The following is a 14,114-nucleotide window of genomic DNA, read 5'->3' as shown; positions in this document are numbered from 1 at the left end:
CCTGCCCGGATCATGCGGTCGTGGCGGAATTGGTAGACGCGCAGCGTTGAGGTCGCTGTGGGGTAACACCCGTGGAAGTTCGAGTCTTCTCGACCGCACCATCACCCGAAAAAGCGGGCCCTTTCGGGGCCCGTTTTTCCGTTCTCGGGGGGGCAAAGAGGGGGCAGGCGGCTCGGCCGCCTGCGAGTCATCAATGCTTGTGAACTTCCCGACCACACAATAGCATGTCGCAAAGGGCAAACCCTGGGGGGCGCAGCCTGTGCAATGACGCCTCTTTCGGGCTGACGGGACCATCCCGTGTTTGGGGTGAGTGAAAATAGGGGGTATCGTGTTTCGTTTCAGTTATTGTTTGAAGAACCTGGCGGGCGCATTAGCGGTTGTCGCCGGGGTGGCATCGGCGCCCAATGCGCAGGCAACGGACCTGTTGGTCACCGACGATGCGGTGCGCGACAAGCAATGGCAGGATTTCCTGACTGACCGGTCCAGATCCATGCGGGAGTTTCAGCCGTTCCGCACCTCGGTGCAGGCGGTATCGGCAGACGGCGCCGAGGTGACGCTGACCTCGCTCAACCCCAAGGCCAACACATGGTTTCTGGTCGATGTCCTTGACCCGTCCCGCAGCCGGCAGACCGTCACCTATCACCTGGAACTGGCCGACCCCGAAAAGACCGTTCTGACGCTGGCGCGGGGCGATGACCCGGCGCTGGTCTTTGAAAGCGACGGCATCGTGGCGCGCTGCACGCCGTGGCAGGGGCGAACCCCGGAGCTGGCGCGCGCGGCGGGTTCGGACCTGCCCTATGCGCCGATATGCGACAACCGGGCATTCGTACGCAACGCCACCCGCGGCGCGCGGTCCAGCCGCGAGGCGGTATCGCAGTTTCTGCGCGACAATGTGGTGTTCGGCGACGATATCGTGAACCTCATCAAGGGGTCGTTCTACGAAGACGCCTACATGAGTTCGGGAGAGGTCATCGCCGGGGGCGATGCCGGCGAGGTGGCCGCCGCGCTGGGCAAGGCGAACCTGTCGAGCCATCCGGTGATTCGAACCTATTTCGGGTTCGAACTGGAAGGCGCCGAGGGCGGTGTGCAGGCCGGAAGCTGGTACGCGGTCAAGGATGCGCCGGGCGTCTATGCCAGCGCCATGCAGCCGGGAATGATTTCACCGGATATCCTTAATCGCCGGGGCGAGACCCACGGCCTGGACGGGGTCGAACGGCGCGCCGATGTCTATCTGGTGGCGTTCGATCTGACCCAGTTCGAAGTGGGCTACGAGGCGGGCACAGATCACCCGCGCCTTGGCTGGTCGTCGCGCCCGCCGGGGGCGGCGCGTGTGCGCGGTCTGTCCGGGCCGGACGGGTTCAATACCTCTGACCCGATCGTGCGCACCGGCATGCTCAGCCCCTCGCTGACCGAGCGTGTCGCCGCCGCCTTTACCGGCGGCTACAAGCGCGATCACGGCGCATGGCGCGCGGGCGACATGGCCTATAGCAACAAGGGCCATCACTATGGCTTCTTGTCCAAGGGCGTCATCTTTTCAAGGCTTTATCCGGGGCTATCGACGCTGTTTGTTCTCGATGACGGGTCGATCCAGATGCGCAAATGGCGTGAGGCCGACAACGCGCTGCTGGAGCGGGTGCGCTTTGCGCGCCAGAACGGCGTGCCGCTGATCAACGATGGCGTGCCGGGCGACCAGGTCGTCAGCTGGCTGGGCGGCAACTGGTCGGGCTCTGCCGAGGCCGATCTGCGCACCCTGCGTGGCGGCGCCTGCATGAAGACGGTGAACGGCCGGCAGTTCCTGATCTATGCCTATTTCTCCACCGCGACGCCGTCGGCGATGGCGCGGACGTTCCAGGCCTATGGCTGCGATCACGCCATGCTGCTGGACATGAATTCGCAGGATCTTACCTACATGGCGCTTTACACCCGCGAAGACCGCAACGTGATCCCGCATCACCTGGTCCGCGGCATGGCCGAGACCGATTCGCGCGGCCGGGACGGCACGCCGATTCCCCGTTTTGTCAGCTTTGCTGACAATCGCGACTTCTTTTACCTTCTTCGCAAATGACACGACGGAGAGAGAACATGGGACGCTGTACAAGGTGGATGGGCGCGGTGGCGGCGCTGGTGCTGGCGCTGCCGGCAGGTGCGCAGACGCTGCAGCAAAACAACGAACGCATGTTCCGCGAAATGCAGGCGGCGCGCGGGCTGAGCAATGCCGAGATGCAACGCATCCGCGCCATCTTTGCCGGGTCCAGCTATATCGGCCAGGGCAACCCGGCGGTGACGCGTCATCCCATGACGCCCGAACAGCTGGCAGCCAAACTGGGCGCCGACCCCAAGGTCTATTACCGCAACGCGGCGTTCGAGCGTATCTGCGGAGAACCCTATATGGCCCCGCTCTATGACCCGGCGACCGAGACGCCCGCAGATGCCAGGGTTTGCGCCGACATGTTCGAATATCCCGACGTGCCGGGCATGTACCCGGTGACCTGGGTGCGCGCCAAGGAGGCGGCCGAGCTGTGCTGGGCCGAGGGCAAGCGCATCGGCGATGCCCATGAATGGGAAGGTGCGTCGCACGGCGCACTGACGCCGCCGGACTATTTCTTTGGCATGAGCGTGCAGGCCGCTCGCGCAGCGCATAATGCCAAGTACCAGTCGACCGCACGCTATTCGATCGGGCCGCAATGGCGGTCGGGCGTCTGCGCCACCGGCAGTTTCAAGAATGGCAGTTGCAACGGCGGCAGCTTTACCGGCTGCGGGTCGAACACCTATCCCGCCGGCAGCTTTCCGGCGTGCAAGAGCCCGCTTGGGGTTTATGACCTTGACGGCAACGCCGCCGAGCATATGAACCTTCCCCTGGCCCCCGACCAGATGGCAAGCCGCGGCAGCCGCAAGCTGGGCGTGACCGAGATGAAGGGAAGCTGGTTCATCTGGGACACCGTGCGCGCCCACACCCATTGGAGCCGCTGGCGCGCGCCCTACTGGCACGGCAGCCGGGTGATGGCGGCGGGCAGCCACCACAACTATCACCTCGGTTTCCGCTGCTTCAAGGATGTGAAGTAGGGGGCGATCCGCTGTTGTTTGGCTCAGCCGGGCAGTGCCCGACCGCGGGTGGGCGCATCCACGTTGAATTGTGGCGCTTCATGGTGCCACCCACGTCCGAGTCATGAATGCAATGCATCGGTGCAAAAGCGCCCGCCAGGGGGGCGGTCGGGTATTGCCCGGCGTCGCTACGCTCCTTGATTCCGGGCTGGGCGCATTTCTTCGGCGCGGCGTTGATCTTTGCCAGCTCCGGCTGTCGTGCCCGACGCAAGAAAATGGCGGCCAGTGGCCGCCATTTCCGATCTTGTTGTTCAGAGTGATCAGTTCGCCGCCAGCGCCGCCATCCGCAGGGCGGGGCCGCCAACCGGGCCTTCCTTGCTTAGCAGGCCGGCATAGCGCGGATCAGCCATCAGGCTGCGCAGATCGACCGGCTTGCCGTTCAGGAATGCCGTGCGGCTGACAAGGCGCACGCCGTGGCTGTAGTCGGCATAGCCCGCGCCATGCACGGTGCTGAGCGGCTGGATAGGCTGGCCGTTGGTGCGGTGCCAGCCATAGATCGCGACGCGTCCGCGGTTCGAGGCCAGCCGCGTGGTCAGCACCACGTCCTTTTTCTGGCCCGAGATCAGCGTGCCGGGCGCCGCGCCGGCGCGGCGGCGCTGGGCCTCGACGGTGGCGTTGTGGCGCACGAAATAGGCGGTTGAGGTCATCTGCGGCCCCGGCGGCATCGGCTGCGGCGCCAGCCGCAGCGCGGCGGCGCGATAGATCATGTCAACCATGCGTGGCGTCGGCAGGATCATGTTGAATTCGTCGCTGATGCGGGTGGCCGCGCGCAGCCCCAGAGGCACGCGCACATAGTCGCGGTCGCTGCCCACCGCCAGGTAATCGGGCGTCACGCACAGCGTGATTTCCGCCGCGCTGCCGTCGCTGGCAAGGCCCCTGACGGTGACCGGTGCGAGGTTCTGCAGAAAGCCGGGCATGTTGCCGCGCAGGATCTCGCGCAACACCACGGCGTCGCGCTTGACGCCGTCAAGGCCCTGAACAGAGGCCAGAACCGCCTGCGCGCCGGGCGCGCTGCCGGGGCGGCGCGGCATGGCGCGGCTCAGGCGGCTGGGGCAGCTGCCGCTGGCGGGGGCGATGCGCGGCGTGGCGGGCAGGGCCGTAGCCTCGGGCCGTTGCGGCGCAGCCTCGGCCACGGTGTCGGGCACGGCGAGGCTGGCAAGCTGGATATTCTCGATCACCGGTTCGGCCTCGGCTGGGGCCGGCGTGGTGTTCAGCCCTGCCGGTCGCAGACGCGGGCGCAGGCTGGCGATGCGTGCCGCTTCGGCCTCTTTGGCCGCGCGTGTGCCGGGACGGGCCGGCGGAACGGCGGCCGGCTGGCCCAGAAAGACCCGCGACAGCGGCGAGGCCAGATTGTTGCGCAGGCGCGTGCCCGATGGCGCCAGCGACGACAGTCGCGGGGCGGTGGTGGCGGGCTTGGTGTCGGACTTGTCCGCACCCAGACGCGGCGCCTGGTCGGTTTCGGCCGCCAGACGGGGCAGGGTGGTGGTTACCACGGCCGCGATTGCCGGGGGGGTGAAAACCTGGTGGCGCATGGCAAATGCACCGGCGCCGATAGCGGTCATGCCAAGCAGATAGGTACAGATGATGGCCGCACCCTTTGGTGCGGCATTCTTCGGCAGAACGCGTTTCGCGCCTTGCGTCAGTGAGAGAGGTAAATCGTTTTTCATCAGCTGTCCCTTAGAAGTGAATGTTTGATGCTTCAACAACACGGTCAACGCCGGCCTTTAAGCAGGGGGGCAAACGGCGGGAAACCGCCCATTGGCCACAAGTTGCGCGGGTATCGGCCTGTGGCGCCCGGCCTGGCGCACATACCCGCCATGCTGCAGGTGCATTGTCGGGGGCACCTGTCGCTTGGTTGAAGGGAAAGACCGGTAGCTTTTTTGGCGCGGTGCTGGCAATTTGGCCCGACAGGGGACATGTGCCCGCGAATGCGGCAGCGGAATTTAACGAGGGAACTGGGAATGCGGTATATCAGCGGTGTTGCGGCGGTCTTGGGGGCAGCCATTTCGATGACGGCGGGGCAGGGGCTGGCACAGTCCGGTGCGGCGGCGCAGCGGTGTCAGGACATTGCCGGCGTGCCCGACAGCGGCGCCCCCGTCAGCCGCGACGCGCTGGCCGCGCATTTCGGTCGCCTGGGCGAGGCGCGCGCGCATTGCGAGGCGGCGGTGATCGGCCCCGACCCGGATACCGTGTCCCTGTTTCACCTGGCCGTCATCATGCAGCGCGAGGGCGTGCATGAACGCGCGCTCGAGGTCTTTAGCATGGCGGCAGAGGCCGGGCTGGCAACGGCGCATACCAAGCTGGGGGATTACTACAACTTCGGCATCGGCCCCGTGCCCGAGGATCACACCCGCGCGGTGGCGGAATACCAAAAGGCCGCCGCGGCGGGGGATGCGCCGGCCAAATCGACGCTGGCGATCATGTACCAGATCGGTCGCGGCGTGCCGCAGGATTTCGACCGCCTGATCGAGTTGCTGAAAGAGTCCGCCGATGCGGGCTATCACTTTGCCCAGTTCCGCCTGGCCGAGCTTTACATGAACCCCGGCGCGATCCCCCAGCGGATGGCGCAGAGCATGGACCTGCCCGACCCGATCAAGGCGGCGGAGCTGTATGAACTGGCGGCGGCGCAGGGCAGTGCCGAGGCCGAGGCGGCGCTGAAAAAATTCTATGAAGGCGGCACCGGTTTCGACGACCCCGAGGTGCAGATGAAATGGCTGCGCCACGGCGCGCAAAACGGCAATGCCCAGGCGATGAACGCGCTCGGCTTCATGTACGAACAGGGCAACGGGGTCGAATACGACCCGGTCCGCGCCGCCGAGCTGTATATCGAGGCTCTCAAGACCGGCGATCTGCCGGTGTCGCAGCTGCGCGGCACGGTCAACGGCCGCCAGGTCCGGTGGGACCGCGAGACCGCGATCAATTTCCAGAACATCCTGCAGTATCTGGGCTATTACAACGGCGCGCTTGACGCCATGGTCGGTCCCGGAACACTGGGCGCGGCACAGCGGCTGGCGCAGGGGGAATAGCGCCGGTCAGATACGCATCTTCTTGAAGATCGCCTCAGGGATCGACCGGATCACCAGCATCACCAGCCACCAGACCGGCTTGACATAGATGACGTTGCGCCGGGCGTTCACCGCACGCAGTACCGCGCGGCCCACCGCCTGTGGCTGGGCGGTCAGGCGTTCGGGCAGGTCCATGCCCTCGGTCATCGCGGTGGCGACAAAACCGGGCTTGACCGTCAGCACATGCACGCCGCTGCCCGCCAGCCGGTTGCGCAGCCCCGCCAGCCAGGCGGTAAAGCCGGCCTTGGCCGAACCGTAGACATAGTTCGTCGCCCGCCCGCGATCGCCCGCGACCGAGCTGATGCCGACGATGATGCCGTTGCCGCGCGCCTCGAACCGGTTGGCGATCAGGCCCAGGATGCTGGCTGGCCCCTCGAAATTCGAACGCATGACCAGCCGTGCGGCGTTCATGTCGGTCTCGCTTTCGGTCTGCTCGCCCATGAAACCGACGGTGCAGACGGCGATTTCGGGCAGTACCGGCAGGGCGTCGAGAAACGCCTCGTGGCTGTCATAATCGAGCGCGTCAAAGGCGTGCAGCGACACGTCGACGCCGTGGCGCAAGGCCAGGTCGTTTCGCGCCGCTTCCAGCGTGTCCGGGTCGCGCGCGGCCAGTTGGATGGCGTGCCCCTCGGCGGCGAAGGCCTGCGCGATGGCAAGCCCGATATCCGAGCGCGCCCCGAGGATCAGCACCGCGCCGCCGCTCATAGCCCCAGCCTTTCGGATTGCAGCGAGGCAAACGCCGGCGCCGCGCCGGTCTGGCGCCGCATTGACGCGAATTCGCCCGCGCGCGGGTCGGCGGTGTGCAGGGTTTCGGGCCGGAGCCGGGCATCTTTGGCCAGGTAGAAACGCCCCTCGTGGTCGAGCGTGATGCGGTCGAGTTCATCCATGAGCGTAAGCACCTTGTCGGTAACGGGAAAATCGAGCGCCAGCGTATAGCCCGGCATGGGAAAGGAAAACCGCCCGCCATCCGCGCCCATCTTTTTCAGCACCGCCAGGAAAGAGCCCTGTCCGGCGGCGGCGATGGTTTTCAGCAGCGCGGTCAGCCCCTCGCGCGCGGCGCCTTCGGGCAGCACACACTGGAACTGTATGAAACCACGCCGGCCATAGATGCGGTTCCAGCCCAGCACGCTGTCGAGCGGATAAAAATAGCTGTCCCACGGCACATAGGTGGTGCCGGCCTTGCGCGCGCCCATGCGATAGTAGAGCGCGTTGAAGGCCGAGACGGTCCAGCGGTTCAGGGCAAATCCGGGCGCGTTGAAAGGCATGCTGCGCCCGCGTTTGGGCGGCGGGCCATAGGGCAGGCGGCGAAACCGTGTCGGCAGATGGTCGAGCGGCGCGTGTTCGCCCAGCATCACCACCGAGCGGCCCAGCCGGGCGCCGCTGCTCAGGCAGTCGATCCAAGCCACCGAATAGGGCGCGTCGTGGCCCGCCTCGAACGCCGCCATCGCGGCGGAAAGGTCAGGCGCGGCGATGGCCCGCTGGCGGATCCAGCCGGTTTCCACCCGGCGCAGGCGCATCGCCAGCCGCAGGATGACGCCGGTCAGCCCCATACCGCCCAGCGTCCAGTCAAAGAGGTCGGGGTTTTCGTCGCGTGATGCGCGGGTGACGGTGCCGTCTTCGCCCATCACCTCGACCCAGTCGACGAAGTTGCGAAAGCCACCGTCAAGATGGTGGTTCTTGCCGTGCACATTGGCCGCCGCCATGCCGCCCAGGCTGACGAACCTGGTGCCCGGGGTGACGGCGGGAAACCAGCCATGCGGCAGGAACGCGGCGATGACGTCGCCCAGCAGAACGCCGGCCTCGGCCGTCAGCACGCCGGTTTTCGTGTCGAAATCCAGCATCCGGTTGAAATGCCGCGTCGAGACGGTGCGCTGCCGGTTCAGGGCGCTGTCACCATAGGCCCGCCCGTTGCCGCGCGCGATCAGCGGTGTGCCCTCGGCCAGCAGGGCGGCCAGCGCGGCGTCATCGCGGGGCGCGCTGAGCGCGCAGTCGGCCACCGGATAGCGCCCCCAACCGGAGAGTTTCATTGTGCCGCCCTCGCGCTTGCAGGCGGGGGGGCAAAGACGAACCGCTTGTCCAGCTGATATTTGGTGACATAGCCCACCGTCAGCCCCAGCACCGCGCCCACCTCGCGCATGGTGTCGGTTTTCCAGATCAGCCAGAACGCCGTTTCGCTGCCCCAGAAGATGGCGGTCGTGACCAGCCCCATGACGGTATAGAGCGTGAACTTGCGCCCATGCGCGGCCAGTCCGCCCTCAGCATCAAGGAATATCCAGCGCTTGTCGAGCAGGTATTTTACCACCAGCCCGGTCAGCGTGCCGGCGGCGATGGCAGCGGCAAGCCCGGTACCCGGTACAGGCCAGGGAAAGGCCAGCACCAGCCGCTGCGTGGCCAGATTGACCAGCACCGCGATCACCGCGAAAGCGCCGTATCGCAGGATCAGCGCGGAGCGACTCACAACACCGCCGCCCCGACGGCAAAAAGCCCGGCCAGGACGATGCAGACCAGGCTCTTGGGTTCGCGCACCGCATAGATCACGGGGTCATCGTCCATCAACCCACGATGGGCCACCAGCACGACCCGGCTGATCCAGTACATCAGCACCAGGCAGATGCCCCACAACAGCCAGGGCGCGCTGTATAGGTCCTGCACGCCGGGCGAATTGAGATAGAGCGCCAGCACCAGAACCGAGATATAGCCCGATGCGGTGGTCATCTGCGACACCAGCGGCAGGTCCTCCACCAGATAGCCGCGCCGCTTGGCCGCCCCGCCGCCGCGTTTGGAGAGGTCAACCAGTTCGGCCAGCCGCTTGACCGCGGCCAGCGCGAAGAAGAAGAACATCGAGAACGCCAGCAGCCAGACCGACGGCGCGATCCCGGTCGCCATGCCGCCGGCGATGATGCGCAGGGTATAGAGCGCGGCCAGCGTACCGATATCGGCGATGGCGTGCTGCTTGAGCACCATGGAATAGGTGGTGGTCAGTACGAAGTAGGCGGCGATGACGGCCAGCAACAGACCCCCACCCAGCGCCGCCAGCACCAGCCCGGCGCCCAGCAGCATCGGCATCATTGCCGTGCCGACCGTTATCGGCAGCCGCCCCGAGGCAAGCGGGCGATTGCGCTTGCGCGGGTGGGCGCGGTCGGCGGCCAGGTCCATCAGGTCGTTGAGGACGTAGCCACTGGAACTGACCAGGCTGAAAGCGGCGAAAGCCAGCAGCGCGGACAGAAGAAGCTGTGCGTTCATCGTATGCGCCGCCAGCAGCGGCACGAAAACCAGCACGTTCTTGAGCCACTGATGCGGGCGCAGCTGGGTCAGCCAGGCCCATCCCCGTTCAGAGGCGATGTCATCGGTTTCCACGCCCAGCGCGGCCACCCGGCGGCGCAGCCCGGCCCGGGCGTCAACGGTGACCGCCTTGCGCGCGCCCCGCCAGACCGGCAGGTCGGCGGCGCTGTCGCCCATGTATACATAACCGCCCTCGCCATAGCGTTCGACGAGGAAACGCGCCTTGACCGGACCCTTGAGGTTGTGCCGCCCGTCCGATCCGTGAACCTCGTCAAAAAGTTCCAGATGGTCGGCGATGGCTTGGGCCAGGCTTTCATCCGCCGCCGTGACAAGAACCGTGCGCCCGCCATTTTTCCGCCAGGCTTGGATATGGTCCAGCACCGCCTGGTTGTAGGGCAGGCGTTCGGGGTCGAGCCGGGCACGCAGCGCCAGCCGCCGTTTCAGCGCGGCACGCCCCTGGCCCAGCGCCGACAGCGCGGTGAACAGGGTGCGCCAGTCCTCGGCCATGCCGGCCCAGAAGGTTTCATAAAGCGTGTCTGAGCGAATGAGAGTGCCGTCGAGGTCCACTACCAGGACCGCCGTGTCGTCGCGCCTGTCTTTTGCCGTCATGCTGGGGTCTTGCCCGGATTGCCCTCGTTCGGGCGACCTTAGCATGCGCCGGGGGCGCAAGAAAGCCGCCTTTGCCCCGCCAGGCGAGGTGGCCCCTCGGATCAGAACGCCTTGAAGGTCAGCGTCGTCTCGGTGCGCTCGATCCCGTCGATGTCGAGCAGGTTCTCGTTGATGTAGTGGCCGACATCCGCGTCCTCGGGGATGTAGATCTTCATCAACAGGTCGAACGGGCCCGAGGTGGAATAGAGCTCGGAATGGATTTCCCGCAGCGCGATCTCTTCGGCCACGCGGTAGGACGTGCCGGGCCGGCAGCGGATATTGACGAAAACGCAGCGCATGTGGTCACCCCCTTGATCCGTCGGGCGCATTTAAACGCCAAAACCGGCGCGATGGAAACCGCCGATTTAACTATACCGTCAGGTGCCGTGCCCGCGCGGCGCGTTCGATGGCGGCGGCGTGCAGCCGGTCGATGTCCAGCTCAAAGCGGATTTCTTCCAGCAGGCGCAGCTCGGCATCGGTCAGCGTGCCATCCGCCGCCGCCACGTCACAGGCCAGCGCATAGGCGGTTTCGAACAGATGATCGGGCAGGTTGTCGCGCACCAGACCGAACAGCGCATCAAGCCCGTCCTCGACGCTGAACAGGTCGAACACGGTCTGCGCCATCAGCCGCATCCGGTCGAGGTCGTAAGTGGCGAAGATCGGCAGGTGGTTGATCAGGTTCTCGATCTTGACCAGTTCGGATGTGCGGATCGTCTCGTCCGAGGCCGATACCGCGATCATCACCGTGACAAGGCAGTCCTGCGGGCTGAGCGGGTGCGGAATCTGTTCGGTCATGCGGGCTTTCCTTACCTGCGGTTTGTTGCGGTGCAGCATATTGACTGTCACGTCGCGCGGCAATAGCAACCCCTGCGACTTTCGCGTAATGGTTTGCGCGAATGACAAATTAGCGGAGAGCCCCCATGACCGAGCTGCGCAAAGCTGCCATGACGTCGAAAGCCTGGCCATTCGAAGAGGCCCGCCGGGTGCTCAAACGTTACGAGGCAGCGCCGCCCGAAAAGGGCCATGTGCTGTTCGAGACGGGCTATGGCCCCTCGGGCCTGCCGCATATCGGCACCTTCGGCGAGGTTCTGCGCACCACCATGATCCGTCGCGCGTTTGAGGTGATCTCGGACATCCCGACGCGGCTGATCTGCTTTTCCGACGATCTCGACGGGATGCGCAAGGTGCCCGGCAACGTGCCCGACCAGGAGATGTTGCAGGAACATCTGCAAAAGCCGCTGACATCGGTGCCCGACCCGTTCGGCACGCATGAAAGTTTCGGCCATCACAACAACGCCATGCTGCGCCGGTTCCTCGATACCTTCGGATTCGACTATGAATTCATTTCGGCCACCGATTTCTATCGCTCCGGCCAGTTCGACGAGGTGCTGTGCCGCGCGGTCGAACGCTATGACGACATCATGAAGGTGATGCTGAAAAGCCTGCGTGACGAGCGCCGCCAGAGCTATTCCATCTTCCTGCCCATCCACCCCGAAACCGCCCGTGTCCTTTACGTTCCGATGAAGGAGGTGAACGCGCGCGATCACACCGTCACCTTTGACGACGAGGACGGGCGCGAATGGACGCTGCCGGTGACGGGCGGCAACGTCAAACTGCAGTGGAAGCCCGATTTCGGCGCCCGCTGGGCCGCGCTGGGCGTTGATTTCGAGATGTACGGCAAGGACCATTCCACCAACACGCCGATCTATGACCGCATCTGCCAGATCCTGGGCCACAAGGCGCCCGAGCATTTCACCTATGAGCTGTTTCTCGACGAGAACGGGCAGAAGATCTCGAAATCCTCGGGCAACGGCATCTCGATCGACGAATGGCTGAGCTATGCCTCGTCCGAAAGCCTGAGCTATTTTATGTATCTCAAGCCCAAGACCGCCAAGCGGCTGTATTTCGACGTGATCCCCAAGGCGGTGGACGAATACCACCAGCAGCTGCGCGCCTATGCCGGGCAGGACACGGCCCAGCGGCTGACCAACCCGGTGTGGCACATCCACGGCGGCGACGTGCCCGAAAGCCGCATGGTGGTGCCGTTCGCGATGCTGCTGAACCTTGCCTCGGTGGCGCATGCCCATGACAAGGACCAGCTTTGGGGCTTTATCCGCCGCTATGCGCCCGATGCCAGCCCCGAAACGCATCCCGATCTGGACGCCGCCGCCGGTTTCGCGGTGAAGTATTACGAGGACTTCGTCGCGCCCGCCAAGACCTACCGCGCCCCCACCGAGACCGAGCGCGCGGCGCTGGTGGAACTGCGCGATGCGCTGGCCGCCTATGACGGCCCGGTCGAGGACGAGGCGCTGCAGACGCTGGTCTATGCCATCGGGCGCGACCGGTTCGACCCGCTGCGCGACTGGTTCCGCGCGCTTTACGAGGTGCTGCTGGGCGCCAGCCAGGGCCCGCGTTTCGGCGGCTTCATCGCGCTTTACGGGGTCGAGGAAACCGTGGCGCTGATCGACAGCGCGCTGGCGGGCGAACTGCTCTGATCCGGCGGGGCGGTTCGGCGCCGTTGCTGCGCCGCTCGGCCCTTGTTAGGGTGGTTTGAAAAGGGAGTGCTAGGCATGCAGGGCAAGACGGCGATGCTATTGGCGGGCGTGACGATCGCGGCGGCGGCCTGTGCCGTGCGTTCGATGCCCGAACCATCCGAGGGCCGGGCGATCTATGAGGCCGACTGCGCCCAGTGTCACGGTCCCGCGGGGCGGGGCGACGGGCCCTGGGCGGGGTCATACGACCCGGCGCCGGCCGACCTGACCCGGCTGTCGCACAATGGCGTGTTCCCGCGCGCCGAGGTGCTGAGCGTGATCGACGGCTATGACCGCACCGGCCTGCCGGGCAAGGAGATGCCGGAATTCGGCCTGCTGCTGGAAGGGCCCACCGTGCCGGTGGATGTGGGTGACGGGGTGCTGACGCCGACGCCGCGCCCGCTGGCTGCACTGCTGGCCTATCTCGAAAGCATCCAGGCGGAATAACCGCCCGACCTAGCGGCAGATGCCGCGCCGCTGCGCCCCCGACCAGGGCAGGACCACCTTGTCGGGGATGGTGATCTGCTGCATGGGAAAGGCCCCGTGCAGCATCTGTTTCAGCCGCTTCGTGCGTGGCGCCTGCGGGTCGAGCGCGGCGCAGCAGACATATTCCTCGACGATCGAAGCCTGCTGTTCATAGCCGAAATCCAGCAGGTCCGCGCTGCTGTCTATGTCGAAAAGATAGGGGTCGGCGCTGTGGCTGTGTTCGGTCATCGACCGCCACGGGGTATAACCCGTCTGGTGGCGGTTCTGCCATTGCCAGACATGGGTGATCTCATGCGCCAGCAGCATGGCGTGTACCAGGCTGATCCGGTCGGGATAGGCGGGCAGATAGTCATCCGCGTACCAGTCGCGGGCAAAGTAGATGTGGTTGAACAGCACCGCCGCGGCGGGCGACACGGTGACCGTTTTCGATGTCGGTTCGGGCAGGATGCGTTCGCGGCAGGTCAGGCGCGGGCGGCGGGGCCTGGTATAGGTCATCTTGCCGATCAGCGCGCCGTCATGCACCCGGATGCGGCTGACATCAAGGCTGGGTCCGTGCATCTGGGTGGCAAAGCTCTGCTCGGCCGGGGTCAGCGGACGGCCGCAAGCGAGCAGCAACATGCAAAGAAGGGGAACCAGCCAGCGCATGGAAAGACGTTAGCAAGGGTTCGCGTGGCGGGGTAGGGGGCAGATGTGTCAGACCCCCGCGCGATGGACCGATCACGGGCTGGCGGGGTGGGCGTGGCGCAGGGTGCCCCATGGCAGCGCAGTTCTGCGCTATGCCCGGGCGCCGCGCGCCGGATCGACGCCATCCCCGCCAACCCGCGATCCGAATGAGGTCGTGACTGAACCGCCCCGGGTTTACCGGAGAGGGTTTGGTTCAATAGTTAGGCTGCTTTTTCATCTGCGTTCAAGCTTGCGTAGAAGGTCTCCTCTGCTTCGTTCGGCGTGACGTAACCGATGGCGTTGTGCAGGCGCGTGTTATTATACCAGTCGACCCATT

At 65.7% G+C, this 14,114-nt stretch carries 13 protein-coding genes and 1 tRNA gene; 6 read left to right on the top strand and 8 right to left on the bottom strand.

Translation table 11 applies throughout. The annotated features are described in order from the left end of the window. Positions 1–14: 14 nt before the first annotated feature. The 3 genes from DL899_RS13350 (at position 15) to DL899_RS13340 (ending at position 3,063) form a co-directional block, all read left to right on the top strand. Positions 15–101, top strand: a tRNA-Leu gene (locus DL899_RS13350). A gap of 227 nt (positions 102–328) precedes the next feature. Then, positions 329–2,065 carry a hypothetical protein gene (locus DL899_RS13345; protein ID WP_239494705.1) on the top strand — a complete coding sequence of 579 codons (1,737 nt, stop codon included), beginning with the start codon at positions 329–331 and terminating at the stop codon, positions 2,063–2,065. 17 nt (positions 2,066–2,082) lie between these two features. Next, positions 2,083–3,063: an SUMF1/EgtB/PvdO family nonheme iron enzyme gene (locus DL899_RS13340; RefSeq protein WP_111734859.1), complete on the top strand. Its 981-nt coding sequence runs from the start codon at positions 2,083–2,085 to the stop codon at positions 3,061–3,063. Positions 3,064–3,362: 299 nt separating this feature from the next. Here DL899_RS13340 and DL899_RS13335 read toward each other — a convergent pair whose 3' ends face one another. After that, entirely contained in the window at positions 3,363–4,769 is a 1,407-nt protein-coding gene (locus tag DL899_RS13335; protein WP_111734858.1) for a hypothetical protein, read from the bottom strand. A 294-nt stretch (positions 4,770–5,063) separates the two neighbouring features. On the opposite strand from DL899_RS13335, the gene DL899_RS13330 reads away from it, so the two are divergent. After that, positions 5,064–6,128, top strand: coding sequence for a tetratricopeptide repeat protein (locus tag DL899_RS13330; RefSeq protein ID WP_162685578.1), 1,065 nt, complete (start codon positions 5,064–5,066; stop codon positions 6,126–6,128). A 6-nt stretch (positions 6,129–6,134) separates the two neighbouring features. Here DL899_RS13330 and DL899_RS13325 read toward each other — a convergent pair whose 3' ends face one another. The 6 genes from DL899_RS13325 to DL899_RS13300 all read right to left on the bottom strand — a co-directional run bounded on the left by DL899_RS13325 (position 6,135) and on the right by DL899_RS13300 (position 10,892). Continuing rightward, a complete protein-coding gene (locus tag DL899_RS13325; RefSeq protein ID WP_111734856.1) occupies positions 6,135–6,872 on the bottom strand; it encodes an SDR family oxidoreductase in 738 nt (245 codons plus the stop codon). Next, the gene (locus DL899_RS13320) at positions 6,869–8,194 is read right to left on the bottom strand and encodes an FAD-binding oxidoreductase (protein ID WP_111734855.1); all 1,326 of its coding nucleotides are present in this window, start codon (positions 8,192–8,194) and stop codon (positions 6,869–6,871) included. Before DL899_RS13320 ends, DL899_RS13325 begins: the two co-directional genes overlap by 4 nt. Next, entirely contained in the window at positions 8,191–8,625 is a 435-nt protein-coding gene (locus tag DL899_RS13315; RefSeq protein WP_111734854.1) for a GtrA family protein, read from the bottom strand. The genes DL899_RS13320 and DL899_RS13315 overlap by 4 nt, the downstream gene beginning before the upstream one ends. Continuing rightward, a complete protein-coding gene (locus DL899_RS13310) occupies positions 8,622–10,058 on the bottom strand; it encodes a UbiA family prenyltransferase (protein ID WP_111734853.1) in 1,437 nt (478 codons plus the stop codon). Before DL899_RS13310 ends, DL899_RS13315 begins: the two co-directional genes overlap by 4 nt. Positions 10,059–10,159: 101 nt before the next feature. Further along, on the bottom strand, positions 10,160–10,396 hold the full coding sequence (locus DL899_RS13305) for an Lrp/AsnC family transcriptional regulator (RefSeq protein WP_111734852.1): 237 nt from the start codon (positions 10,394–10,396) through the stop codon (positions 10,160–10,162). A 70-nt stretch (positions 10,397–10,466) separates the two neighbouring features. Further along, positions 10,467–10,892 carry a tellurite resistance TerB family protein gene (locus DL899_RS13300; protein WP_111734912.1) on the bottom strand — a complete coding sequence of 142 codons (426 nt, stop codon included), beginning with the start codon at positions 10,890–10,892 and terminating at the stop codon, positions 10,467–10,469. A 125-nt stretch (positions 10,893–11,017) separates the two neighbouring features. Between DL899_RS13300 and DL899_RS13295 the strand changes: the two genes are divergently transcribed. Together DL899_RS13295 and DL899_RS13290 are read left to right on the top strand one after the other, a co-directional pair. Then, a complete protein-coding gene (locus tag DL899_RS13295; protein WP_111734851.1) occupies positions 11,018–12,592 on the top strand; it encodes a lysine--tRNA ligase in 1,575 nt (524 codons plus the stop codon). Between the two features lie 75 nt (positions 12,593–12,667). Then, entirely contained in the window at positions 12,668–13,075 is a 408-nt protein-coding gene (locus DL899_RS13290; RefSeq protein ID WP_111734850.1) for a c-type cytochrome, read from the top strand. 9 nt (positions 13,076–13,084) lie between these two features. On the opposite strand, the gene DL899_RS13285 is transcribed toward DL899_RS13290, so the two are convergent. Next, positions 13,085–13,732: a DUF4157 domain-containing protein gene (locus DL899_RS13285; RefSeq protein ID WP_239494704.1), complete on the bottom strand. Its 648-nt coding sequence runs from the start codon at positions 13,730–13,732 to the stop codon at positions 13,085–13,087. Positions 13,733–14,114 lie beyond the last annotated feature (382 nt).

It is taken from the genome of Roseovarius amoyensis, assembly GCF_003260265.1.
GTDB lineage: Bacteria > Pseudomonadota > Alphaproteobacteria > Rhodobacterales > Rhodobacteraceae > Roseovarius > Roseovarius amoyensis.
Note: the sequence above shows the minus strand (reverse complement) of the source record. Positions and strands in the feature narration are given on the sequence as shown.

What these genes read in the sequence shown, in the direction of transcription:
- DL899_RS13300 (WP_111734912.1), bottom strand. Translation starts at nt 10,892, where the DNA reads ATGACCGAACAGATTCCGCACCCGCTCAGCCCGCAGGACTGCCTTGTC.
- DL899_RS13305 (WP_111734852.1), bottom strand. Translation starts at nt 10,396, where the DNA reads ATGCGCTGCGTTTTCGTCAATATCCGCTGCCGGCCCGGCACGTCCTAC.
- DL899_RS13340 (WP_111734859.1), top strand. Translation starts at nt 2,083, where the DNA reads ATGGGACGCTGTACAAGGTGGATGGGCGCGGTGGCGGCGCTGGTGCTG.
- DL899_RS13320 (WP_111734855.1), bottom strand. Translation starts at nt 8,194, where the DNA reads ATGAAACTCTCCGGTTGGGGGCGCTATCCGGTGGCCGACTGCGCGCTC.
- DL899_RS13290 (WP_111734850.1), top strand. Translation starts at nt 12,668, where the DNA reads ATGCAGGGCAAGACGGCGATGCTATTGGCGGGCGTGACGATCGCGGCG.
- DL899_RS13310 (WP_111734853.1), bottom strand. Translation starts at nt 10,058, where the DNA reads ATGACGGCAAAAGACAGGCGCGACGACACGGCGGTCCTGGTAGTGGAC.
- DL899_RS13330 (WP_162685578.1), top strand. Translation starts at nt 5,064, where the DNA reads ATGCGGTATATCAGCGGTGTTGCGGCGGTCTTGGGGGCAGCCATTTCG.
- DL899_RS13285 (WP_239494704.1), bottom strand. Translation starts at nt 13,732, where the DNA reads ATGTTGCTGCTCGCTTGCGGCCGTCCGCTGACCCCGGCCGAGCAGAGC.
- DL899_RS13295 (WP_111734851.1), top strand. Translation starts at nt 11,018, where the DNA reads ATGACCGAGCTGCGCAAAGCTGCCATGACGTCGAAAGCCTGGCCATTC.
- DL899_RS13325 (WP_111734856.1), bottom strand. Translation starts at nt 6,872, where the DNA reads ATGAGCGGCGGCGCGGTGCTGATCCTCGGGGCGCGCTCGGATATCGGG.
- DL899_RS13335 (WP_111734858.1), bottom strand. Translation starts at nt 4,769, where the DNA reads ATGAAAAACGATTTACCTCTCTCACTGACGCAAGGCGCGAAACGCGTT.